Source organism: Gemmatimonadota bacterium (genome assembly GCA_009835325.1).
Classification (GTDB): Bacteria; JAAXHH01; JAAXHH01; order JAAXHH01; family JAAXHH01; genus JAAXHH01.
Genome location: VXWP01000035.1, coordinates 16,002 through 36,664 on the forward strand (window position 1 = coordinate 16,002; position 20,663 = coordinate 36,664).

Below are 20,663 nucleotides of genomic sequence, written 5' to 3' on the forward strand. Positions count from 1 at the left end.
CCTGATGCACGGCCCTCGTCCCTGATGCACGGCCCTCGTCCCTGATGCACGGCCCAGGTCCCTGATAACGGAAGGCTTTACACCGGAATCCCTGCGCATACCATGTCGAACACCACCTTCTCCCTGCAATCCCCCCTGGACATGCACATCCACTTCCGCGAAGGCGCCATGCTGAAGCGCGTGGCGCCGCTGAGCGCGGAGACCTTCGCCGGGGGCGTGATCATGCCCAACCTGGTGCCCCCCGTAGACAACCAGGAGCGGCTGGAAAAGTACCAACGGGAAGTCAGGGCGGTCGTGGAACCCCTCGCCTTCGAACCCTACATGACCCTGTTCATGCGGCCCTACGCCGAAAGCGAACTGGCTTCGATGAAGGACCGTATCATCGGCGTCAAGCTGTATCCGGAGGGCGTTACCACCCACAGCGAACAGGGCGTCGGCGACCTTGGCAACGTGGAGGATACCCTGGCTCTGATGCAGGACCTGGACATCCGGCTGATGGTGCACGGTGAATCGACGGATTTCGTCATGGACCGGGAGCGCGCGTTCCTCCCCGTCTACGAAGACCTGGCCACGCGCTATCCCCGGCTGCACATCGTCATGGAACACATCACGACCTGGGAAGCCGCCGCGCTGCTGGACCGCCACGAGAACCTGTCCGCAACCGTTACCCTGCAGCACCTGCTGATCACCCTGGACGACGTGGCGGGCGGCCTGCTCAACCCCCACCTCTTCTGCAAGCCCATCGCCAAGCGTCCGGAAGATCGGGACGCGCTTCTCGCGCTGGCCCTCGATGCCCACCCCCGGCTCGTCTTCGGCAGCGATTCCGCGCCCCACCCGGTCGACAAAAAAGAGTGCGCCGGCTGCGCCGCGGGGGTCTTCACCGCGCCTATCGCCCTGCAGATGCTCGTCGGGCTCTTCGAAGAACATGGCGCACTGGACCGGCTGCAGGCCTTCGTCTCGGACAACGCGAAGCGGATCTACAGTGTCGAGCCGCCAGCAAAAACCGTGGTGTTCGAGAAGACCGGGGCGGTCATCCCCGAGCGGTACGGCGACGTCATCCCCATGTATCCCGGGCGGGAATTGGACTGGGAAGTGGCGGAGGTACGGTAGAAGGGCGGTGATGCGTGAGCCCGGCCGGAGGTCGGAACGCCGCGGGTCGGAACGCCGCGGGACGAAACGCCCGCGGGACGAAACGCCGCAACCTATTCCACCCGGATGGCGTTCGAGATGATCCAGAGCCGCTGACGCTCGCCGCGCAACAGGGTGCGGCGCAGCTGGTAGACCTCGGTGTGATAGACCCCCGGGCCGGGGACCTCCACGAACAGCTCATGTCCTTCGGTCTCGATCAGGGGGACCTCGTCCCGGTACAACCGTATGCGCACCGGGCCCGATGACGGCGCGGTCACGTGCAGCCGTCCGCCGTTCTGGTACTCGACACTGGACCCCATGGACAAAGTCTCCGGCCCCATGGTAAGTTCGAATGAAAAACCGGGGGCCGGCTCGTACCCTTCCAGCACCACGTAGCAACTGCCGCGGTGGATCGCATTCAGCAGGATCTCCTCGTCGACCTCGGCGTCGCCGGTCAGTTCCGTACCGGTGATCACGTAGGTCCGGATCAATCCGAACATGCGTTCGTAGGTGGGGAAGGACAGGTGGCGTTCACCCCAGAGCTTTATGCGCTCGTGGGCGTCCAGGCTGCCGATCACGGTAACGGGCTGGCGCTGCGCGCGATGCATCCAGAGGCGGATGGCCTCGTCGGGACGGTCGACGAGGCTGTTGAAGACCTCGTCGGGCATGAACGGAAGGAAAACGAGAGCCCGCACCAGTTCCAGCACGCCGTCGTCGCGCCATTCGCTGTTCCCGTTGAGCACTTCCAGGCCGTCCATCTCTTCCAGGGTCCAGTCCGTCCAGGGGCGGCGGCCCGTGGGGTGCGCCGCGATGGACACACCACCCGATTCAGAGATCTCTTCGACGAGTGCCGGGAGCCCCAGGGGGCCGTCCTGACTCACATCCCTGCCCACACCGAGGGAAAGCAGATGGCCCGCGCTGGTGTTGACCTCTTCGCCCACCAGCAGCAGCAGGCCGTCATGATACCCCTGGTGGCCGTCGATCAGGGGCTGCATGGTGTCGTGATCGGTCAGGACGAGGAAATCCGGTCCCGCGTTCTGTCCCGCCCGGACGATATCCTCGACCGATCCCCCGCCGTCGGAGTAGGTGGAATGCATGTGGATGGCGCCGGAATAGCGCGCGCCGCCGCCCGGTCCGGTCGTGGTACCCGGTTCGGTCGTGGCACCCGGTCCGGTCGTGGTCGCGGTGCCGGCCGCCGGATCCGGCGCAGGGCGGGGAGACTCGGACCGCATGAGCAGGTATCCATCGGCGATCCATAGCAGGAAACCGGCCGCGACGAGGATTTTCAGCGATTTGCGTAGTCTCGGCATGACTGTCCGCTCGGTATTTTAATGCCCGGCCTGTTCTGGCGCGCTCGCCCGCAAGGAGAGGATCACCGCCTCAGATTCGCCGCAAGGCGGCCGCACCCATCAGACGGCGCTCTAGAATGCGTGCTCCAGGTGCGTTACCCCGGGTGGATTCCGAGAGAGATCGATTCCGATGACGTCGAAACGGCACGGCGTCTCGTGCCAGCGTCGTTCCTGCAGGAATCGGCGGGCGGCCCGGGCGATATGGCGCTGTTTCCTCGCGTCCACCCAGGAATGCGGGTCGCCGAATCGGCGTCCGGTTCCGGCCTTGACCTCCACGAAGACGAGTTCGTCGCCGTCCCGGGTGATGAGGTCGATTTCGCACCGGGAGACGGGGTCCCGGTAATTCCTGGCCAGCACCGCATGGTCCTTCCGGCGCAGGAACGCTTCCGCGATGGACTCGCCGCGTGAACCCAGGATTTGCTTCGATGCGGTCATGTTGTCTTCGGGATGGGTGCCAGTGATGGGTGCCATGGATGAATGCCCGTGATCAACGCAGGATCAACGCGGGATCAACACAGGAGGACCTGCCGTAATTACACAGCGGGCCGGTGGTCAGGCTGAGGAGAAACCGAATCTCTTCCGCAGGAAGGAGCGGCGATGCACGGCCGAAGGCCCATGGTCCTTGAGCGCGGCCAGGTGCGCCGCCGTGCCGTAGCCCTTGTGACGGGCGAAGCCGTATTCGGGATAGTCCGGGTCGCACGCGATCATGATCCGGTCCCGCGTCACCTTCGCGATGACGGACGCGGCCGCGATGGAGAGGCTGCGTCCGTCGCCTCCCACCACGGTGGTCTGGGGGCCCCGCCAGTCGATGGCGTCGATCCCGTCGACGAGCAGATGGCCCGGTGGCGGCGAGAGGGCCTCCACGGCTTCTTTCATGGCGAGAAGATTCGCCCGGCGGATGTTCACGGTGTCGATCGCGGCCGGGTCGGACCGGCCGACGCCGATGGCCGTGGCAATGGCCGTGATCCTTTCGTAGAGGACATCCCTCCTGGCGGGCGTGAGGCGTTTCGAATCGTCCAGGCCCGGAATCACGGCATCATCCGGCAGCATCACGGCGGCCGCGATCACGGGGCCGGCCAGGGCGCCCCGTCCGGCTTCATCGACACCGGCCGCGGACTGCGTGTCATGACCGAGGAGGGACCGTTCAAAGCGGGCCATGGCCCGGAGTCTCTCCCGCTCCGCGTCGCCCTTCGCCATGCTCAGTTGCGCCGCTCGGCGATCCGGGCGGCTTTGCCCTTGAGCTTCCTCAGGTAGTAGATTCGTGATTGCCGTACCTTGCCCTTGCGCAACACCTGGATTTTACCAACCGACGGCGAATGCAGCGGGAAGATGCGCTCGACGCCGATCCCCTGCGAGATCTTGCGTACCGTGACGGTCTCGCCAATGCCGTGGCCGGACCGCTGGATGACAACGCCCTGGAAGAGCTGTACGCGTTCCTTGTCGCCTTCGCGGACCTTGACCTCAATCCGAATGGTGTCTCCGGCTCGGAATTCCGGCAGGTCGGTCCGCAACTGGTCCTGGGTAATCGTGTCTAGTGCGTTCATGTTTGAAGCTTCGTCCTTTCGAACGACCGCGGGTGCGCTACCCGTTTTCGTTCCGTTGAAGGGTTCTCAGATAAGTCAGATCCTCTCCGGTCAATTCCACGGTTTCCAGCAACTCGGGACGGTGCTGGTACGTCTTCTTCAGGGCGTCCTGCCTTTCCCATCGTTCGATGCGCCCATGGTGCCCGGAAAGCAGCACCTCGGGCACGCGCCACTCCTGGTAGTTCTCCGGCCGCGTGTACACGGCGTTGCCCAGCAGTCCTTCGTAGTGCGAATCCGTGACCGCGGAAGCCATTTCGCCCAGGACCCCTGGAAGTAGACGGATTACGGCGTCCGCGATCATCATGGCCGGTATCTCGCCGCCGGTGACGACGAAATCGCCCACGGAGTACTCTTCGGCGCCCAGGCCCTTGGCCACCCGTTCGTCGACACCCTTGTAATGCCCGCAGATAAGGACCAGCTGGTCCAGTTCCGCGAAGGACCTGGCCGAATCCTGCACGAAGGACCTGCCTCCGGCCGACAGCAGCACGGTACGGGAGCGGTCAGCCCGGGACGACGCGTCAACCTGGTCAGTCCGGGACGCCCGGGACGACGCGTCAACCTGGCGCCGGACATGCCTTACGCCCCTGAATATGGGCTCCGCCTTGAGCACCATGCCCGGGCTTCCGCCGTAGGCGTAGTCATCGACGGTCTTGTGGCGGTCCGTCGTAAACGCCCGCAGGTCGTGGACGAAGACATCCACCAGGTCCCGTCGGCACGCCCGGCCCACGATACTCTCCCCGAAGGGTCCCGAGAATACGCCCGGGAAAGCCGTAAGAATGTCGATACGCATGGTCTTTTCCGCTATGAGATCAACCCAGGGATCTTTCGTATGACGATCCTGTCCGCACCGGGATCGAGTTCCACCACGATGTCCCGGACCGCCGGGATCATCGCTTCTCCGGTTGGCGTATCCACCACAAACACGTCGTTCGCGGGCATGGACATCACCTCTCGAAGGATTCCGATTTCTTCTCCCTCGTCGGAAACGACTGCGCAGCCTTCGAGTTCGAAGACATAGTACGCGTCACGGGGCAACGGGGCGACGGCTTCTTCGGGCACCTGGATGTATGCGCCGCGGAGCCGTTCCGCGTGCTCCGTCGTATCGATCCCGCGGAATTTCATCCGCCAGCCGTTCCCGTCGCGGATGCAGCGTTCGATCTCCAGCGACTCCCGCCGGCCGTCCTGCAGTTCCACGCCGATCCGGTCCAGGTCCGCGAACCGGTCCGGAGCGTCCGACAGTCCTTCCACGCGGACGTAGCCCTTGAGGCCGTGGGGTTTGCGGATGAATCCGATATTGATCCGGTCTTCGCTCACTTACACCCCGCCCCGGCGCACCCGTGACCGATCCGCATCGGGTTACTCGACCGCTTCGGCGCTCCACCGGCCGATCCGCTTCGGGTTACTCGGCCGCTTCGGCCGGCTCCTCGTTGTCGCCGCGCCATTTCTGAATCGCGCCGCTCTTCACCAGAAGCGACCGCACCGTTTCGCTCGGCCTGGCGCCGCGGTTGAGCCAGTCGACGGCCTTGTCCACGTCCATCTCCAGCTGTTCCGGCGAAATGGGGTTGTAGTAACCCAGGCTCTCGATGTACTTACCGCCCAGGCGGGTCCGGTTGTCCGTAACGACGATCCGGTAAAAGGGTCTCTTCTTGGCTCCCGTGCGGCGAAGCCGTATGGCCACTGCCATGTTCTGCTCCTTAAGCTACCTGAAAGGCAACATACTCTGGCCGAGCCGCTCGAGGGCGCCCGGCCGGTTTAACTGCTTCATCATCTTCTGCATCATGTTGTACTGTTTCAGTAACTGGTTCACCTCCTGTACGCTCGTGCCGCTTCCCCGCGCGATCCGCCGGCGCCTGCTGCCGTTGATGACCACGGGGCGCGCCCTTTCGTGTCTGGTCATGGAACTCAGAATGGCGTCCATGCGAACGAGCGCTTTCTCATCCATGTCCAAATCCTTCATCGCCTTCTTGTTTATGCCTGGCATCATCTCGACCAGTTCCTGCATGGAACCCATTTTACCCAGCTGCTGAAGCTGCGACCGGAAATCCTCGAGGTCGAAGGTCTGCTTGCGCAGTTTCGTTTCGAGCTTGCGCGCTTCCTCCACGTCGATGGCGGCCTGCGCGCGCTCGACCAGGGAGACCACGTCACCCATCCCCAGGATCCGGGACGCCATCCGTTCGGGATGGAACACCTCCAGGGCGTCCAGTTTCTCGCCGACGCCCACGAACTTGATGGGTTTCCGGGTGATCTGCCGTATGGACAGCGCCGCGCCGCCGCGGGCGTCCCCGTCCATCTTCGTCAGGATACAGCCGTCGATGTCGAGGTCCCGGTCGAAGGCCTCGGCCACGTTGACCGCGTCCTGTCCCGTCATCCCGTCCACCACGAGCAGGATTTCGTGGGGATGGACCGCCTCGCGGATCCCGCGGAGTTCTTCCATCATCTCTTCGTCGACGTGCAGCCGTCCCGCCGTGTCCAGGATGACGACGTCACGGTCCTCCCGGCCTGCGCGGTCCACGGCGACCCTGCAGATGGCCAGGGGAGACCTGCCCTCACCGAGGGCCACGACCGGCACGTCCAGCTGTTCGCCGAGTACCTGCAGCTGCTTCACCGCCGCGGGCCGGTAGACGTCCGCCGCGGCCAGTATGGGCCGGTGGCCCGCACCGATGAAGTGGTGGGCCAGCTTCCCCGTGGCCGTCGTCTTGCCGGACCCCTGCAGGCCGGCCAGCATGACGATGGTCGGGGGCGATTCCGCGATGGCGACGTCGACGGCCTCCTCGCCCATCAGGGAGATCAGTTCCTGGTGGACGATCCCCACCATCTGCTGCCCCGGGGACAGGTTCCTGAGCACGCCCTGCCCCAGGGCCTTAACCTTGACCGAGTCGATGAAGGTCCGGGCAACCTTGAAATTCACATCGGCTTCCAGCAGGGCGCGGCGCACCTGCCTGAGGCTGTCGTCGATGTTCTTTTCCGTAAGCTTGCCCTGGCCGCGGAGATTCCGGACGATGCCTTCCATGCGGCCGGTCAGTTCTTCAAACAAGATGCGCTCCAGTGCGGTCAGCCGTCATTTGCCGGGCTGGCCGCCCAATACGGTCAGCCGGTATTCCTCAGCCGTGCCGCGAAACTCCCGTCCACGCCGTGTACCGGCGGAAGCGTGGCGATCCGGCCCGCGCCGTCCATGACCCCGGCCAGTTCCGCCGGCCAGCCGCCGGGGCTGTCCGGCCTGAAACCGGGATGCCTGCTGCAAAACGCGGCCACGACGTCCTCGTTCTCTTCAGGCTCGATGGTGCATGTGCTGTACACCAGGACGCCGCCCGGCTTCACCATGCCGGCGCCTTTCTCCAACAACGCCAGTTGTTCGCCGCGGAGCCGGCCGATGTCCTCCGCCGTTCTCCGCCACCGCAGATCCGGCCGGCGCGCGATGGTGCCGAGCCCGGAACAGGGCGCATCCACCAGGACCCGGTCGGCCTTGAAATCCAGGCCGGGCGACCGGCCGTCCATGACGACAAGACGCACCTGCCCCAACCCCATTCGCTGCCGGTGTTCCTCCACGCGGCGGAGTCGATGCGGTGACGAATCGCAGGCGATCACCTTTCCGCCCGCGCCAACAATTTGCGCAATATATGTTGTTTTTCCGCCCGGAGCGCAACATAAATCGACAACGGTCTCACCCGCCTGCGGGCCCAAAAGCCTCACCGCGAGACCCGCGCTTTCGTCCTGTACCTGGAACAGGCCCGCCTCGTGGGCGGACAGCCCGTGCAGGTCGCCCGCGTGCCGGATAATCAGGAAATCATCAAGCCACCGACCCGGTTCGACCTGGATGCCTTTCGGCGCCAGTGATTCGGCGAGGTCTTGCGGCGTGGACCTCGCCGTGTTGACCCGGACGGACAGGGACGGCGGCCGGTTCCCGGCCTCCATGATGGCGGCGGCAGATTCCATGCCATACCGGTCGATCCACCGCTTCGCCAGCCAATCGGGATAGGAATGGGTGACGCCGAGATCCGTGACGGGGTCTCCCCCGCGCGGCGGCCGCGACAGCCGTTCCCGCTGACGGATGGCCGTCCTCAGGACCGCGTTGGTCAGGCGGACGGTGCCCTCGTGCCCGTATCGCTTGGCGAGTTGCACGGATTCATGGGTGGCGGCGGCGGAGGGGACCTGGTCCATCATCATCAACTGGTAAAGGCCCATGTGGAGGATCAGGCGTATCCACGGCGTGAGCGACTCCGGTTTGCCGCGCAACAGCCGGGCGAGCGTCCAGTCCAGGCGGCGTCGCCAGCGGATGGTGCCGTACACCAGTTCGGTCGCGAAGGCCCGGTCCCGGGCCGAGTAGGTGTTTCGCCGGAATAGGGCATTGAGGGCGTCCCGCGGCAGCACGTCTCGCGTTTCCGCGCGGTATAGCGCCTTCAACGCGATCTCGCGCACCGGAAGGGCGTTACCGCGCATCGAAGGCGCGTTCTCTCCGGCCTCGGCCGGTGTGTCGTGGTGAAGTCGAACCATGGTCGGGGTTCCGTGCTCAGGACCGGGCCAAGCGGCCGTGCTCGAACGCAGACGGCAGGCGCTAGGGTCCGCCGAGAAGGTCGCCCGCCGCCGGACGGTATCCTCTCACGAATTCCGCGGCTTCGATCCGGCTCCGGCCCTCGGGCTGCACCCGGTCCAGTCTCAATCCGCCTTCTCCGGTCTGCACGCTGACGCCCCGGCGTTCGTCGGCGGAGACGATCTCTCCGGGCAGCCTGCCGCCTTCCCCTTCCAGAGGGACAGGCTGACTCGAAATGATCCGGAGGCGCTGGCCGCGCCAGGTGGTGAAGGCCATGGGAACCGGGTTCAGGCCCCGTATCCTGTTGTGTATTACGCGGGCCGGCAGCTGCCAGTCCAGGCGGCCGTCCTCCCGGGAGATCCTCGGTGCGGGCGTCGCTTCGCCCTGCTGCGCCCGCGGCGTTATGCGGCCGTCCGCCACCCGATCCACCGTGCGCAGGAGCAAGTCCGCGCCGGTGCGGGACAGGCGGTCGTGCAGTTCGCCGGCCGTTTCTTCCGGCCCGATCGGCACGGTCTCCTGGCAGAGAATGTCGCCCGTGTCCACCCGCCTTTCGACCAGGAACGTGGTGACGCCCGTAACCTCGTCCCCGTTCATCACCGCCCACTGGATGGGCGCCGCGCCGCGGTACCGGGGCAGGAGGGAAGGATGCAGGTTGATCGTGCCGGCCGGGGGTATCGCCAGCAGTTCGTCAGGCAGGATGCGGAAGGCCACGACCACGAACAGACCGGCTTCCAGGGACCGAAGGGCGTCCAGGAAACCCGGGTCGCGAAGCTTCTCCGGCTGCCAGACGGGAATGCCGTGCCGCAGGGCGGCTTCCTTCACCGGGGAATGCGCGGTCTTCAGTCCCCGTCCCTTCGGCCGGTCGGGGCCGGTGACAATACCGGCCACCTCGTGTTCCGGCCGGCCGATCAGCGCCTCGAGACTCGGCACCGCGAAGGCGGGCGTACCCATGTAGACCACGCGCATATCAGACCGCCTGACCGCTCTCCTTGAGCTTCCTCAGTTTACCGCGGATGAACTGCTGGCGGAGCTTGCTGAGGTGATCGATGAACAGGACGCCTTCCAGGTGGTCGTACTCGTGGACCAGGACCCGCGCAAGCAGTCCGCTGCCCTCGATCTCGAAGGGGCGCCCGTCCAGGTCCGTTGCCTCGACGCGCACGACCTCGGGCCGGGTCACCTTCTCGAACAGATCGGGAAAACTCAGGCATCCCTCGTCGCCCGTCTGCGCGCCTTCCCGCTTGACGACGCGCGGGTTCACCAGCACCAGGTGTTCCGGTTCGCCCTCCAGGGCCGGCCCCCGGCGGTCCAGGAAGAGTTCCGGTCCGATCGCCCCGAGGTTCACCACGTACATGCGGACGGTCTCGCCGACCTGGGGAGCCGCGAGCCCGATGCCCTCCGCGTCGAACATGGTGTCGACCAGGTCCTCGGCGAGGAGACGCAGCGCCGCGGTCGCATCCCCCACCGGGCGCGCCTTCTCGCGGAGCACCGGGTCGCCGTATATGCGTATGGGTCTGACCGCCATGGCTTTTCCTATTCTTCCTTGCTTCCCTTCTTGCTGCTGATCAAACGGGAAATGGCGCTGCGTTGCAGGTCGATCCGGACGTCGTCGGCGATGCGCACCGTGACCGTGTCCGCCTTCAGTCCGGTAACGACGCCGATGATCCCGCCCTGCGTCACCACCTTGTCCCCGTTCTGCAGGGCGTCCAGCATGGCCTGGTGTTCCCGCTGACGCTTCTGCTGGGGACGGATCAGCAACAGGTAGATGATCGCGAACATCAACAGGATGGGGATCATGGAGATCAGGAAACCCGGTCCGGAAGCGTCTCCGCCGCCGCCGGGGCCCATGGCAAAGGCATCTTGAATCACTGGGGTTGCTCCTTTCTTGCGGTCTCACTGCGATACGCGGTCAGAAACGACCTGCTCCACGGGCCGAAACGGCCTTCCAGGATGGCTTCTCCCATCTCGGAGACCAGGCCGACGTAAAAGTGGATGTTGTGCAGGGTCCCCATTCTCGGACCCAGTATTTCTCCCGCGCGGTAAAGGTGCCGGACGTACGAACGGCTGAAGGTCCGGCAGGCATAACAGGAACAGGATGCATCGATCGGTCCGGCGTCGGCCCTGAAGCGGGCGTTGTAGATATTGATGCGTCCGGAGCGCGTGTAAAGCGCGCCGTTCCGGCCCTCGCGGGTGGGAATGACGCAGTCGAACATGTCGATCCCTCGTCCCACGGCGTCGACGAGGTCTTCCGGCGTCCCGGCGCCCATCAGGTAACGGGGCCGGTCTTCCGGCAGGTGTTCGACGGTGGCGTCGATCAGGGCCGCCATGGCCGGCTTCGGCTCCCCGATCGACATCCCTCCGATGGCGTAGGCGTCGAATCCCCGGTCGACCAGCGACCGCGCGCAGTCGACCCGGAGGTCTTCGTAGACGCTTCCCTGCACGATGCCGAACAGCGCCTGGGGATGCGCCCTCTCTCCCTCCAGTTCGTCGAAACGCTTCCGTGACCGCTCGGCCCATCGCAGCGTCAGCGCGGCGGAATCCTTCGCGTAACCGTAGTCGCAGGGATAGGGCGGACACTCGTCGAGGGGCGCGATGATATCGGCGCCGAGGGCGGTCTCGATTTCCATGACGGACTCCGGCGTGAACAGGTGCCGCGAGCCGTCGATGTGCGATTGGAAGGTCACCCCCTCTTCCTGGATGGACTTGAGGTCCGAGAGGCTGAACACCTGGTAGCCCCCGCTGTCGGTCAACAGGGGCCGCCGCCAGTTCATAAAGCCGTGCAGCCCGCCCATCTCCCGGATCAATGCATGTCCTGGCCGGAGAAACAGGTGGTAGGTGTTGCCGAGTATGATCTGCGCGCCGGCGGCTTCGAGTTCCTCCGGCGTCAGCGTCTTCACCGTCGCCTGGGTCCCCACGGGCATGAACACCGGCGTGCGGATTTCGCCGTGGGGGGTATTCATGCGGCCGGCCCGCGCGTTCGAAGCCAGGTCCCGGGCGAGCAGGTTAAAGTCCAGCGAAGCCATAACGCGGGACCCGCGGTCCTCCTGTCGAATGATCCATGACTATTCCAACGATTTGATGGGGCCCTCGCCGCGGCCCAGGATGAACTGCTGCACCAGCGCGTCGTCGCAGTTCCGGATCTCGTCCGGGGTCCCCACCATGTGAATCACCCCGTCGTGGAGCATGGCGATGCGGTCCGCGATCTTGTACGCGCTGATCATGTCGTGGGTCACCGCGATCGCCGTCACCGACAGCCGCTGGTTCATATCCAGGATCAGGTCGTTGATGATGTCCGCCATGATGGGATCCAGGCCCGTGGTGGGCTCGTCGTAGAGAATGTACTCCGGATTCATGGCGATCGCCCTGGCGAGTCCCACTCTCTTGCGCATGCCGCCCGAAAGCTCCGCCGGCTTCTGTTCCTCCACGTCGGACAGGCCGACCATCTGGAGGCAGGTCCGGACCCGTTCGCCGATCTCCGCCTCGGTCCGGTCGGTGTGTACCTTCAGGGCGATCCCCACGTTCTCGCCCACGGTCATGGAATCGAATAGGGCGCCGCCCTGGAACAGGAAACCGAAGCGCTTGCGGATTTCGTCCAGTTCAGGGCCGTACAGCCTGGTCACGTCCCTGCCGTCCACCAGCAGCGTTCCGCCATCCGGATGCAGCAATCCCGTGATGTGCTTGAGCAGCACGCTCTTGCCGCATCCGCTCCGGCCGATGATGACCATAGTCTCCCCGGACTCGATGGTCAGGTTGACGTCCTTCAGCACCGGTTTCCCGAAGGCTTTTCTCAGGTGTACGATTTCGATCATGAGCGGGTAGAGAACGTAACGCGGGAAGAACGGTCAGCCCGGGTCTTCGTGATAGAGATCCGGGTTCTCGAAACGGGCGAAACGGTCCACGAAGACCAGGTCCACCGTTCCGACGGGACCGTTGCGCTGCTTGCCGATGATGATTTCCGCCTGGTTCTGGTCCTGTTCCTCGTCTTCAGCGTATCGGGCGGGCCGGTAGATGAACAGCACCACGTCGGCGTCCTGCTCGATCGCGCCCGATTCCCTTAAGTCCGACAGCTGCGGCCGGCCGTCCCCGCCGCGGATCTCCACCGCCCTCGAAAGCTGCGACAGCGCGACGATCGGAACGTCCAGCTCCTTGGCCAGGGCCTTCAGGTTCCGGGAGATGGCGGAGATCTCCTGTTGCCTGTTCTCCGCGTCGCTCGGGCCCCGCATAAGCTGCATGTAGTCGACGGCCAGCAGGCCGATGTCGTCATGCTCGGACATCAGCCTGCGCGCCCGGGAACGCATTTCGGTGACCGACAACGCCGGGGTCTCGTCGATGTATACCGGCGCGGTGGCTAGGGCCCCCACCGCGATGCTCAGGTTCGACCACGCGTCTCCCGGCAGCCGGCCGGTGCGCATCAGGTGGGAATCCACCCGGGCTTCGCTGCACAGCATCCGCTGGGCCAGCTGGTGGCTGGTCATCTCGAGGCTGAACAGGCCGACGCCGACCCCGGCCTCCACCGCGACATGGCGGATGATGTTCAGGCAGAGGGCCGTCTTCCCCATGGCCGGACGGGCCGCGATGATAACCAGGTCTCCGCGCTGGAAACCGGCGGTCATCTCGTCCAGCCGGGTAAAGCCCGTGGGGACGCCGGTCACGGTGGTGTCCTGCTCGTGGAGCTTTTCGATGTTCTCGAAGGTGTCGTGCAGAATGGGATTGAGCTGGGTGAAACCTCGGCGGGCGTCGCGCTGGGACAGGGAGAACACCATCCGCTCGGCGTCGTCCAGCAGTTCCGCGGTGTCTTCCGACGATTCATAGGCCCGGGAGACGATCTGGGTCGCCACGTTGATCAGCTTGCGTCCCTGGGATTTCTCGTGCACGATCCGGGCGTGGTATTCCACGTTGGCCGCCGTCGAAACGCCCTCCGTCAGGCCGACCAGGTAGAAGGATCCCCCCACGGCGGGCAGCTCGTGCCGCTTCTCAAGTTCTTCGCTCAGGGTGATTACGTCGGTGGGTTCGTTCCGGTCGTACAGGGCAATAATGGCACTGAAGATCTTGCGGTGCGCATCACGGTAGAACGCGGTATCGTCGAGGATCTCGAGGGCGATCGATATGGCGTCCTGTTCCAGCAGCATGGCGCCCAGGACCGCCGCCTCCGCCTCCACGGCCTGCGGCGGAAGTCGTTCCGCTCCGTCGCTCTGGCTGTTCATGAGACCTCATCTCCCGGGGTCGCCTGCGCATCGGATTGCACGATGCGGTCGTATTCCTTCCGCAACAGTTGCACGTCTTCCCAGGTCGGCCTTTTGTAGGCCGAATTGCGCAACAGGCCGGAAGGGTGGTACGTCACCAGCAATTTGATGCCGTGATAGTCGTGGAACCTGCCCCGCAGCGCTCGAATCGAACTGTTCTGCTTGAGCAGGGCCTGGGCCGCGACGCGGCCGAGGGTGCAGATCAGCCGGGGCCGGACGAGCCGGATCTGCTCCTTCAGGATGGCGTCGCACGCGTCGATCTCTTCGGGCATCGGGTCGCGGTTGTTCGGCGGCCGGCATTTCAGGATGTTGGTGATATACACCTCGTCCCGGGTGAAATCGATGGCGTTCAGGATACGGGTCAGCAGCTTACCCGCCTGGCCCACGAAGGGTTGGCCCTGTTCGTCTTCCTTGGCGCCGGGCGCTTCGCCCACGAACATCACGTCGGCGTGCTCGTTCCCGGAACCGAATACGAAGTGCTTACGCTTGAATCCCAGCGCGCAGGCCGTGCAGCGATGGTATTTCGCATACAGGGCCTCGAGGGACGTTGCCCGGGCCGGCTGGGCCGACTGGTCCGACTGGGCCGACTGGGCCGAATGGGCCGAATGGTCCGACTGGGCCGACTGGGCCGAATGGTCCGAATGGGCCGCCCGCCCGGTCCCGGCAGGTTGGCCTGCCCCGGCAGGTTGACCGGGCCGATCGGATTGGCCGGGACCTTCGGGCCGTTCGCGCCGCCTCCGCTCCGGCAGCGGAAGCGCCCCGTCCAGGCCTTCCGGCAGGTAGAGCGATTCGAGTCCCTGCTCTTCTTCCTGCCTCACGGCCTCGACGGTCTGGCGTATCAGGTCGGACAGCGACGCTTGCGTTTTCATGCGGGAACGACTTCCCGGTTTCTCAGCAGGGCGGCGACTTCGTCCATGACGCGGTCCGCCACGTCGGACTTGGATTGCAGGGGCAGGGATTCCTCGCGGCCGTCGCGGTGTATCAGGGTGACGATGTTGGTATCCGTCTCGAACCCGGCGCCCTCGGCGGTGAGGTCGTTGTAGACCACCAGGTCCAGGTCCTTGTCCGCCCGCTTCCGGCGCGCGTAGTCGAGACCGTCATGGGTCTCCGCGGCAAAGCCGATCAGCACGGGCGGCCGGTCGGCGGCCACTTCCGCGAGGATATCGGTGGTCCGCGTCATTTCCAGCGTAAGACGTTCCTCCGTCTTTTTCGTCTTCCGGGGGGCCTGGACGCCCGGCCGGTAATCCGCCACGGCCGCAGCCATGATCACGGCATGCTGGCCTTCACGGTTGGCCAGGACGGCTTCGCGCATTTCACCGGCGGTCCGGACGTGTTCCACGGCGACCCCGTAAGGATCCTGGAGGTGCGTGGGTCCCGCTACGAGGGTGACCGATGCGCCTCGCCGGGCCGCGGCCCTTGCGAGGGCGTAACCCATCTTTCCGCTGGAGCGGTTCGTTACGCACCGGACGGGATCGATGTCCTCCGCCGTGGGGCCGGCGCTCACCAGTACGTTGCATCCGGCCAGGTCATGATCGGGATCGGCAAGGATGGCGACCGCTTCCACGATCTGTTCCGGCGCCGCCAGCCTCCCGTCCCCCTCTTCGCCGTTGGCCAGCAGGCCGAATTCCGGTTCGATGACGTGCACGCCCCGACTCCTGAGGCGGTCGAGATTCGACTGGACGGCTTCGTTTCTCCACATGCGGAAATTCATGGCCGGCGCCAGGCAGCAGGGCGCCTCGCAGGCCAGCATCACGGTGGAGAGCAGGTCGTCCCCCAGCCCGTTCGCCATCTTGCCGATGATATTGGCCGTGGCGGGCGCGATGGCCACCGTATCGGCCCAGACCGCGAGATCGACGTGTTCTTCACCGGCCATCCCGGTTTCGGGAAACTGCTCGACGGCCACGGGATGGGCGGTCAGCGCGCTAAAGGTTACGGCACCGACGAACGCGCCGGCTTCACGGGTCATCACCACCCGGACGTCTGCCTGTTCCCGGACGAGTCCGCGGACTACTTCGGCCGCCTTGTAGGCCGATATACTGCCGGTCACGCCGAGGACGATCCGGCGTCCTTTCAACCTGGACATCGAAAGCTCCTGCCTTACTCCACGGCCTCGTCTTCCTCGGCCGGCTGGTAGTCGTAGTTCAACTCGTCACCGAGCAACCGGTCCAGCGCCTGGGTCGTCACTTTCTCGGCGCGGTCGTCCTGCGTGCCCAGCATCTTGTTGTGGAGGTTGATTCTCCGTGCCTCCATGGCCGTAACCATGACGGCCTCGTAGATGTTATCGGCGACGTCCCTCATGCGCTCCTGGGAAATGTACTGTGTGTTTTTCGTGGCGTTCATGGCTGCTCCCATCGGCTGATGCGACGCCGTTCGGTGGCTATGATCCCCCTAATGGCGTCAACGGTGGACTGCTGCTTGCCATCTTCATTGTCGACCCCGTAGTCATACGCGGGCAGGTACTTCATCTCGGTGCGCGCCTTATCCAACCGCTTGCGGATCTGATCGTCCGTTTCCAGGCCGCGCTGTTTCAACCGCCGCGACAGGCTGTCCAGGGAAGGCGGAATCAGGAAGACGAGAACGGCCTCCGGGAATATGGCCTTGACGGCTCCTCCACCCTGGACATCGATGACCAGCAGGGCCACGCCCCCGGACCGGATGACGCGCTCGACGGCGTCCCGTGGGGTGCCGTACAGCACGCCGTCATAAACTTCCGCCCATTCGAGAAAGGCGCCCTGCCGTATCTTCTCCTTGAATTCGTCCGCGCTGACAAACCGGTAATCGATCCCGTCCCGCTCGTTCGGCCGCTTCTTTCGGGTCGTCATGGATACGGACCGGACGATGGTCGGGTCTCCGGTCGTAAGCAACTCGCCGATCGTGGTCTTTCCCGTGCCCGACGGTGCGGAGAGGACCAGGCAGAACCCCTTTGCCTCCGCGCTACCGGGCGCGACGGAATCACTCAATGTTCTGCACCTGTTCGCGGACCTTCTCCAACTCTTCCTTGGCCTGGATGACGGAATGGCTGATTTCCGTATCGTTGCTCTTGGATCCGATGGTGTTGATCTCCCGGTTCATTTCCTGGATGAGGAAGTTGAGGCGCCTGCCCGGACTCCCGTCGTCCCCCAGCGCTTCCAGGAAGGCACCGCAATGGGCGTTCAGGCGGACGCATTCCTCGGTCACGTCGCTCCGCTCCGCAAACAGAGTGATCTCCATGGCCATGCGCTGCGGGTCGACCGGTCCGTCGTCGAGCAGGCCCTCGATCCGATGGCGCAGGCGTTCCCGGAACTCGGCCACGCGGCCCGGCGACCGGTCCTCGATCGAACGCAGCAAGGCCAGTATGGCTTCGATCCTGCCGCGCAGGTCCGCTTCGAGCGCCTTTCCCTCGTTTCGCTTCATGTCCGTGAAGGCGACAAGCGCGCGCTCCAGGGCGGCCTCGATACCCTTCCAGCGCTCGGCCGGGTCGACTTCGTCGGCTTCCGGCGACACCAGGCCCGGGTAGGCCGCGACCATTTCGAGGGAGACCTCGCCCGATACGCCGAGCTCGTCCTTGAGCTGCCTCAGCGCGTCGCAGTACTTCCTTCCGGCCTCCGCGTCGATCCGTATCCCGTGGGCGCTTGAATCGCCGTCGTCGCACCGGACGGACACGGAAACGTTGCCCCGCGTCACGTGGTCCTGCACGTACGCGCGCACGCGGCCCTCCAGCGAACCCAGAGACTTCGGCAGCCTTACCGCGATGTCGCAGAACCGGCCGTTAACCGAACGCAGTTCGACGACGGTGCGGACGCCGGCGAGGTCGGATTCCCCGGCGCCGTATCCAGTCATGCTGCATATCATTCAAAGCCCCTGAATCCGCAGTTACCGCCTGTTTCCAAGAAACATGAAAATACACGCTAAACGGCGATTTGTCAATAACATATTGGCGGCCGTCCGGCGGCGTTCCTTCCCCATCCGGGCACGCTCCAGACACGCTCCGGACACGCCCCGGACACGTCGAAAAGAAGATTCATGACCCTTGATGCAACCGGTCCCGTTATATTATGAAAAAGGCGGGACGCGGCGGCTCCGACGCCGCGGAACGTCATCGTATCGAGATCGCACCGGAACCGGAATCAGGATGGAGCAGGCATGGACGCCCTGGTGTTACAGGCCGTGAAAGACGAAAGCAGGGAGCTGGAAGGGTCGCGTATTGTGGCCGTCGAGCAGCACGCACCCATGGAAATCGGTCTCGTCCTGAAGACGAGCACGGGCAGGCGCGTGCTGTCGCTTTCCGTGCAGCCGAGTTTCTCCCGGGTACATCTGTCGGATGCCGCGAAGAAGGGCGCGGCCTCGTCCGCGCTGCTCGCCGCGCTGCGGGACCATCTCGTTCCTGGCGTGCTGGAGAAGGTCGACGTGGCACCCTTCGAACGGGTGGTGCAACTCCATTGCAGGGGCCGGTCCTCGCCGGGACCGGGCCGGTACCGCCTGATCGCAGAACTCATCGGGAACCGGGGGATCATGGTCTTCCTTTCCGATCCGGACCGCGTTATCCTGGAGACCCTCAGGCGCATCCGGGGCACGGAAAGGGAACTGGTCCCCGGCGAGACCTACACGTTCCCGCCGCCGATGAAGAAAACACCGCTCGACGAAGCCACGCGCGAACTGCTGGCCGGGACGGACCGCCTGGAGACGTTGGCGACGCCCGAGGAACTGGCGCGGCATTTGACCGCCACCTTCGCGGGACTGTCCAGGGATATGGCCCAGGAGGTCCTGGCCCGGGCGGGCCTGTCGGACGCGACGGGTGGTCTTGCGGACACGGACGGTGAGGACCGCGTCGTCCGGATCTGGCATAGCCTGGAGGAGCTTGTCCGCCGCGTGAGGGCACGGGACTGGACACCCTGCATCGGGAGATCGCAGGACGGCCGGGCCCGCGTCCTTTCCGCGGTCCCGGTCCATTCTCTGCCCGCGGCGCAGGTAGAACGCCACGAATCCGCCAGCGTCGCCGTGGAACGTTTCTACGAAGAACGGATGGCCGAAGAAGCGTTCAAGCAGCGGTTGCAGAAGGTACAGCGCGCCCTGCGCGATGAGATCCGGCGCCTGGAACGCCTGACGGAGAACCTGGGAAAGGATCTGGTTCACGTGGAGCAGGAAGAAGAATACCGCCGGTACGGCGAGCTGATCACCTCTCACCTGGCCCGGCTGAAAGCGGGGTCGACGGAAGCCCAGGTCGAAGACTACTTCAGCGGTGACCGGGAGGTAGTCTCCATTCCCATGAAGCCCAACCTGTCGCCGGCGGAGAACGCCCGGTGGTACTTCCGGCAGGCCCGAAAGGCCCGGGACGGCCGGAAGGCGGTGGCCCAACGCATCGCCCGGGCACGAAAACGCCTGGAGGAAGTCACGGGCATCCGCGAGAAGCTCGGTTGCGGTGACGACGAAGAAAGGCTGGAGAAAGCCCACCGGGCCTGCATCAGGCTGGATCTGGTCAAGGCACCCCGCGAAACCGGCACTTCGAAAACCGGCGCTTCGAAACGGCCGCGCAAGAAGGCCGGGCAGGACATCCATCCGAGGAGGTACCTCACCTCCAGTGGACACCTGCTGCTCGTCGGCCGCAACAGCCGGGAGAACGAAGCGCTGACGAAATCGGCGGCGCCGGACGACATCTGGCTGCACGCGCGGAACCTCGGCGGTTCCCACGTGATCCTGCGGCGGGAGGACAAGACCCAGATGCCGAGCAGGAAGACCCTCCACGAAGCGGCCTGCCTGGCGGCCTGGTACAGCAAGGGCCGGGGATCCACCACGGTGCCGGTGGACTACACGGAGCGCCGTTACGTACGGAAAATGAAAAACGGCAGCCCCGGACAGGTCGTGTTCACCCGCGAAAAAACGCTCTTCGTCGAACCCGGACTGGCACTCCGCCAGGCCGACACGCCGGGGACGGCCTGACGGGGTTGACGCGATCCGACTAGGGCGCCCGACCGAGCTGGACACATTCCGCCAGGCGCGTCCGGCCGAGGTGAATGCGTTCGGTTCAGACCCGGTCCACGATGCGGCCTTCGGCGTAGGAACCCAGCAGCTTGAAGTTGGCCGCGATCTCCCGGAGGTGGTTGAGCGCCCGGCTGCAGAGCAGGCTCTCGGCGTGCCCCTCGAAATCCAGGTAGAACAGGTACTCCCAGGGAGATCCGACCAGGGGCCGCGATTCGATCTTGTTGATGGAGATGTCCCGCAGCGCGAAGACGCTCATGGCCTTGAACAGCATGCCGGGTTCGTGGGGAACCGAGAACACGATGGAGGTCTTCATGCGTTCGCCCTCCGATGGTTCGGGCGCTCTGCCCAGGACCAAAAACCGCGTATAGTTCTGGGGGTTGTCTTCGATCCCGCGCTCCAGGATCTCCAGCCCGTACCGCTCCGCGGCCCGCGTGCTCGCAATCACGCCGATATCCCGCCCTTCGCTCTCACCGAGCATCTTGGCCGCGCCGCCGGTATCGTACACGGTTTCGGGTTTCATCGACGGATGCTCCCGGAAGAAACGGACGCACTGTTCGAGCGCCTTGGGATGGGACTGGACCCGGCGGAGTTCCTCCGGCCGGACGCCCGGTTTCGCCATCAGGTTGTGGACGATGCGGAGCACGATTTCACCCACGATCTGCAGGTCGTGCTCCTGCATCAAATCGTAATTGACGTGGATGCTGCCCGCCAGGGTATTCTCGATCGGCAGCATGCCGTAGTCGCAACTGCCCTCGTCCACGGCGCGGAACACGTCGTCGAACCATCCGTGGGGAACCGGTTCGGCCGCATCTCCGAAATAGGCGAGCACGGCCATCTCGCTGAAGGCTCCCAGCTCGCCCTGGAAGCCGGTCCTGAA

Annotated in this window: 23 protein-coding genes; 2 read left to right on the top strand and 21 right to left on the bottom strand. The window is 65.1% G+C overall.

Annotation, left to right across the window (positions count from 1 at the left end):
* Positions 1-102: 102 nt before the first annotated feature.
* Positions 103-1,110 (top strand): dihydroorotase, encoded by a 1,008-nt coding sequence (gene pyrC / locus F4Z81_03945; protein ID MXW04205.1) that lies wholly within the window; start codon positions 103-105, stop codon positions 1,108-1,110.
* A gap of 92 nt (positions 1,111-1,202) precedes the next feature.
* Here the strand turns inward: pyrC and F4Z81_03950 are convergent, their stop codons facing one another.
* The 20 genes from F4Z81_03950 to F4Z81_04045 all read right to left on the bottom strand — a co-directional run bounded on the left by F4Z81_03950 (position 1,203) and on the right by F4Z81_04045 (position 17,659).
* Positions 1,203-2,438: a hypothetical protein gene (locus F4Z81_03950; protein MXW04206.1), complete on the bottom strand. Its 1,236-nt coding sequence runs from the start codon at positions 2,436-2,438 to the stop codon at positions 1,203-1,205.
* 111 nt (positions 2,439-2,549) lie between these two features.
* Positions 2,550-2,948, bottom strand: a complete 399-nt coding sequence (locus tag F4Z81_03955; protein ID MXW04207.1) for a YraN family protein — start codon at positions 2,946-2,948, stop codon at positions 2,550-2,552.
* Between the two features lie 81 nt (positions 2,949-3,029).
* Entirely contained in the window at positions 3,030-3,674 is a 645-nt protein-coding gene (locus F4Z81_03960; GenBank protein MXW04208.1) for a ribonuclease HII, read from the bottom strand.
* Positions 3,675-3,676: 2 nt separating this feature from the next.
* Positions 3,677-4,021 (bottom strand): 50S ribosomal protein L19, encoded by a 345-nt coding sequence (locus F4Z81_03965; GenBank protein ID MXW04209.1) that lies wholly within the window; start codon positions 4,019-4,021, stop codon positions 3,677-3,679.
* A 37-nt stretch (positions 4,022-4,058) separates the two neighbouring features.
* Entirely contained in the window at positions 4,059-4,850 is a 792-nt protein-coding gene (gene trmD / locus F4Z81_03970; GenBank protein ID MXW04210.1) for a tRNA (guanosine(37)-N1)-methyltransferase TrmD, read from the bottom strand.
* Between the two features lie 11 nt (positions 4,851-4,861).
* Positions 4,862-5,374, bottom strand: a complete 513-nt coding sequence (gene rimM / locus F4Z81_03975; protein MXW04211.1) for a 16S rRNA processing protein RimM — start codon at positions 5,372-5,374, stop codon at positions 4,862-4,864.
* Between the two features lie 85 nt (positions 5,375-5,459).
* Positions 5,460-5,744, bottom strand: coding sequence for a 30S ribosomal protein S16 (gene rpsP / locus F4Z81_03980; protein MXW04212.1), 285 nt, complete (start codon positions 5,742-5,744; stop codon positions 5,460-5,462).
* Positions 5,745-5,759: 15 nt separating this feature from the next.
* Positions 5,760-7,097 (bottom strand): signal recognition particle protein, encoded by a 1,338-nt coding sequence (locus tag F4Z81_03985; GenBank protein ID MXW04213.1) that lies wholly within the window; start codon positions 7,095-7,097, stop codon positions 5,760-5,762.
* A 50-nt stretch (positions 7,098-7,147) separates the two neighbouring features.
* Entirely contained in the window at positions 7,148-8,551 is a 1,404-nt protein-coding gene (gene rsmB, locus F4Z81_03990; GenBank protein ID MXW04214.1) for a 16S rRNA (cytosine(967)-C(5))-methyltransferase RsmB, read from the bottom strand.
* Positions 8,552-8,612: 61 nt separating this feature from the next.
* A complete protein-coding gene (locus F4Z81_03995; GenBank protein MXW04215.1) occupies positions 8,613-9,554 on the bottom strand; it encodes a methionyl-tRNA formyltransferase in 942 nt (313 codons plus the stop codon).
* Position 9,555: 1 nt separating this feature from the next.
* On the bottom strand, positions 9,556-10,110 hold the full coding sequence (def, locus tag F4Z81_04000) for a peptide deformylase (GenBank protein ID MXW04216.1): 555 nt from the start codon (positions 10,108-10,110) through the stop codon (positions 9,556-9,558).
* Between the two features lie 8 nt (positions 10,111-10,118).
* Positions 10,119-10,433: a preprotein translocase subunit YajC gene (yajC, locus tag F4Z81_04005; protein MXW04217.1), complete on the bottom strand. Its 315-nt coding sequence runs from the start codon at positions 10,431-10,433 to the stop codon at positions 10,119-10,121.
* Positions 10,434-10,450: 17 nt separating this feature from the next.
* Positions 10,451-11,608 carry a tRNA guanosine(34) transglycosylase Tgt gene (gene tgt / locus F4Z81_04010; GenBank protein MXW04218.1) on the bottom strand — a complete coding sequence of 386 codons (1,158 nt, stop codon included), beginning with the start codon at positions 11,606-11,608 and terminating at the stop codon, positions 10,451-10,453.
* 39 nt (positions 11,609-11,647) lie between these two features.
* Positions 11,648-12,394: an ABC transporter ATP-binding protein gene (locus tag F4Z81_04015; GenBank protein ID MXW04219.1), complete on the bottom strand. Its 747-nt coding sequence runs from the start codon at positions 12,392-12,394 to the stop codon at positions 11,648-11,650.
* 33 nt (positions 12,395-12,427) lie between these two features.
* A complete protein-coding gene (dnaB, locus tag F4Z81_04020; GenBank protein ID MXW04220.1) occupies positions 12,428-13,789 on the bottom strand; it encodes a replicative DNA helicase in 1,362 nt (453 codons plus the stop codon).
* Positions 13,786-14,697, bottom strand: a complete 912-nt coding sequence (locus F4Z81_04025) for a uracil-DNA glycosylase (GenBank protein ID MXW04221.1) — start codon at positions 14,695-14,697, stop codon at positions 13,786-13,788. Before F4Z81_04025 ends, dnaB begins: the two co-directional genes overlap by 4 nt.
* Positions 14,694-15,911, bottom strand: coding sequence for a bifunctional phosphopantothenoylcysteine decarboxylase/phosphopantothenate--cysteine ligase CoaBC (gene coaBC, locus F4Z81_04030; GenBank protein ID MXW04222.1), 1,218 nt, complete (start codon positions 15,909-15,911; stop codon positions 14,694-14,696). The genes F4Z81_04025 and coaBC overlap by 4 nt, the downstream gene beginning before the upstream one ends.
* A gap of 14 nt (positions 15,912-15,925) precedes the next feature.
* A complete protein-coding gene (locus tag F4Z81_04035; protein MXW04223.1) occupies positions 15,926-16,168 on the bottom strand; it encodes a hypothetical protein in 243 nt (80 codons plus the stop codon).
* Positions 16,165-16,860 (bottom strand): guanylate kinase, encoded by a 696-nt coding sequence (locus F4Z81_04040; protein ID MXW04224.1) that lies wholly within the window; start codon positions 16,858-16,860, stop codon positions 16,165-16,167. Before F4Z81_04040 ends, F4Z81_04035 begins: the two co-directional genes overlap by 4 nt.
* Positions 16,781-17,659, bottom strand: a complete 879-nt coding sequence (locus F4Z81_04045; protein MXW04225.1) for a YicC family protein — start codon at positions 17,657-17,659, stop codon at positions 16,781-16,783. Before F4Z81_04045 ends, F4Z81_04040 begins: the two co-directional genes overlap by 80 nt.
* A 291-nt stretch (positions 17,660-17,950) precedes the next feature.
* On the opposite strand from F4Z81_04045, the gene F4Z81_04050 reads away from it, so the two are divergent.
* A complete protein-coding gene (locus F4Z81_04050) occupies positions 17,951-19,744 on the top strand; it encodes a fibronectin-binding domain-containing protein (GenBank protein ID MXW04226.1) in 1,794 nt (597 codons plus the stop codon).
* Positions 19,745-19,829: 85 nt separating this feature from the next.
* Here the strand turns inward: F4Z81_04050 and pheA are convergent, their stop codons facing one another.
* Positions 19,830-20,621 carry a prephenate dehydratase gene (gene pheA / locus F4Z81_04055; GenBank protein ID MXW04227.1) on the bottom strand — a complete coding sequence of 264 codons (792 nt, stop codon included), beginning with the start codon at positions 20,619-20,621 and terminating at the stop codon, positions 19,830-19,832.
* Positions 20,622-20,663: the final 42 nt, after the last annotated feature.

What these genes read in the sequence shown, in the direction of transcription:
- pyrC (MXW04205.1), top strand. Translation starts at nt 103, where the DNA reads ATGTCGAACACCACCTTCTCCCTGCAATCCCCCCTGGACATGCACATC.
- F4Z81_03950 (MXW04206.1), bottom strand. Translation starts at nt 2,438, where the DNA reads ATGCCGAGACTACGCAAATCGCTGAAAATCCTCGTCGCGGCCGGTTTC.
- F4Z81_03955 (MXW04207.1), bottom strand. Translation starts at nt 2,948, where the DNA reads ATGGCACCCATCACTGGCACCCATCCCGAAGACAACATGACCGCATCG.
- F4Z81_03960 (MXW04208.1), bottom strand. Translation starts at nt 3,674, where the DNA reads ATGGCGAAGGGCGACGCGGAGCGGGAGAGACTCCGGGCCATGGCCCGC.
- F4Z81_03965 (MXW04209.1), bottom strand. Translation starts at nt 4,021, where the DNA reads ATGAACGCACTAGACACGATTACCCAGGACCAGTTGCGGACCGACCTG.
- trmD (MXW04210.1), bottom strand. Translation starts at nt 4,850, where the DNA reads ATGCGTATCGACATTCTTACGGCTTTCCCGGGCGTATTCTCGGGACCC.
- rpsP (MXW04212.1), bottom strand. Translation starts at nt 5,744, where the DNA reads ATGGCAGTGGCCATACGGCTTCGCCGCACGGGAGCCAAGAAGAGACCC.
- rsmB (MXW04214.1), bottom strand. Translation starts at nt 8,551, where the DNA reads ATGGTTCGACTTCACCACGACACACCGGCCGAGGCCGGAGAGAACGCG.
- F4Z81_03995 (MXW04215.1), bottom strand. Translation starts at nt 9,554, where the DNA reads ATGCGCGTGGTCTACATGGGTACGCCCGCCTTCGCGGTGCCGAGTCTC.
- def (MXW04216.1), bottom strand. Translation starts at nt 10,110, where the DNA reads ATGGCGGTCAGACCCATACGCATATACGGCGACCCGGTGCTCCGCGAG.
- yajC (MXW04217.1), bottom strand. Translation starts at nt 10,433, where the DNA reads ATGGGCCCCGGCGGCGGCGGAGACGCTTCCGGACCGGGTTTCCTGATC.
- tgt (MXW04218.1), bottom strand. Translation starts at nt 11,608, where the DNA reads ATGGCTTCGCTGGACTTTAACCTGCTCGCCCGGGACCTGGCTTCGAAC.
- F4Z81_04015 (MXW04219.1), bottom strand. Translation starts at nt 12,394, where the DNA reads ATGATCGAAATCGTACACCTGAGAAAAGCCTTCGGGAAACCGGTGCTG.
- dnaB (MXW04220.1), bottom strand. Translation starts at nt 13,789, where the DNA reads ATGAACAGCCAGAGCGACGGAGCGGAACGACTTCCGCCGCAGGCCGTG.
- F4Z81_04025 (MXW04221.1), bottom strand. Translation starts at nt 14,697, where the DNA reads ATGAAAACGCAAGCGTCGCTGTCCGACCTGATACGCCAGACCGTCGAG.
- coaBC (MXW04222.1), bottom strand. Translation starts at nt 15,911, where the DNA reads ATGTCCAGGTTGAAAGGACGCCGGATCGTCCTCGGCGTGACCGGCAGT.
- F4Z81_04035 (MXW04223.1), bottom strand. Translation starts at nt 16,168, where the DNA reads ATGAACGCCACGAAAAACACACAGTACATTTCCCAGGAGCGCATGAGG.
- F4Z81_04045 (MXW04225.1), bottom strand. Translation starts at nt 17,659, where the DNA reads ATGATATGCAGCATGACTGGATACGGCGCCGGGGAATCCGACCTCGCC.
- F4Z81_04050 (MXW04226.1), top strand. Translation starts at nt 17,951, where the DNA reads ATGGACGCCCTGGTGTTACAGGCCGTGAAAGACGAAAGCAGGGAGCTG.
- pheA (MXW04227.1), bottom strand. Translation starts at nt 20,621, where the DNA reads ATGGCCGTGCTCGCCTATTTCGGAGATGCGGCCGAACCGGTTCCCCAC.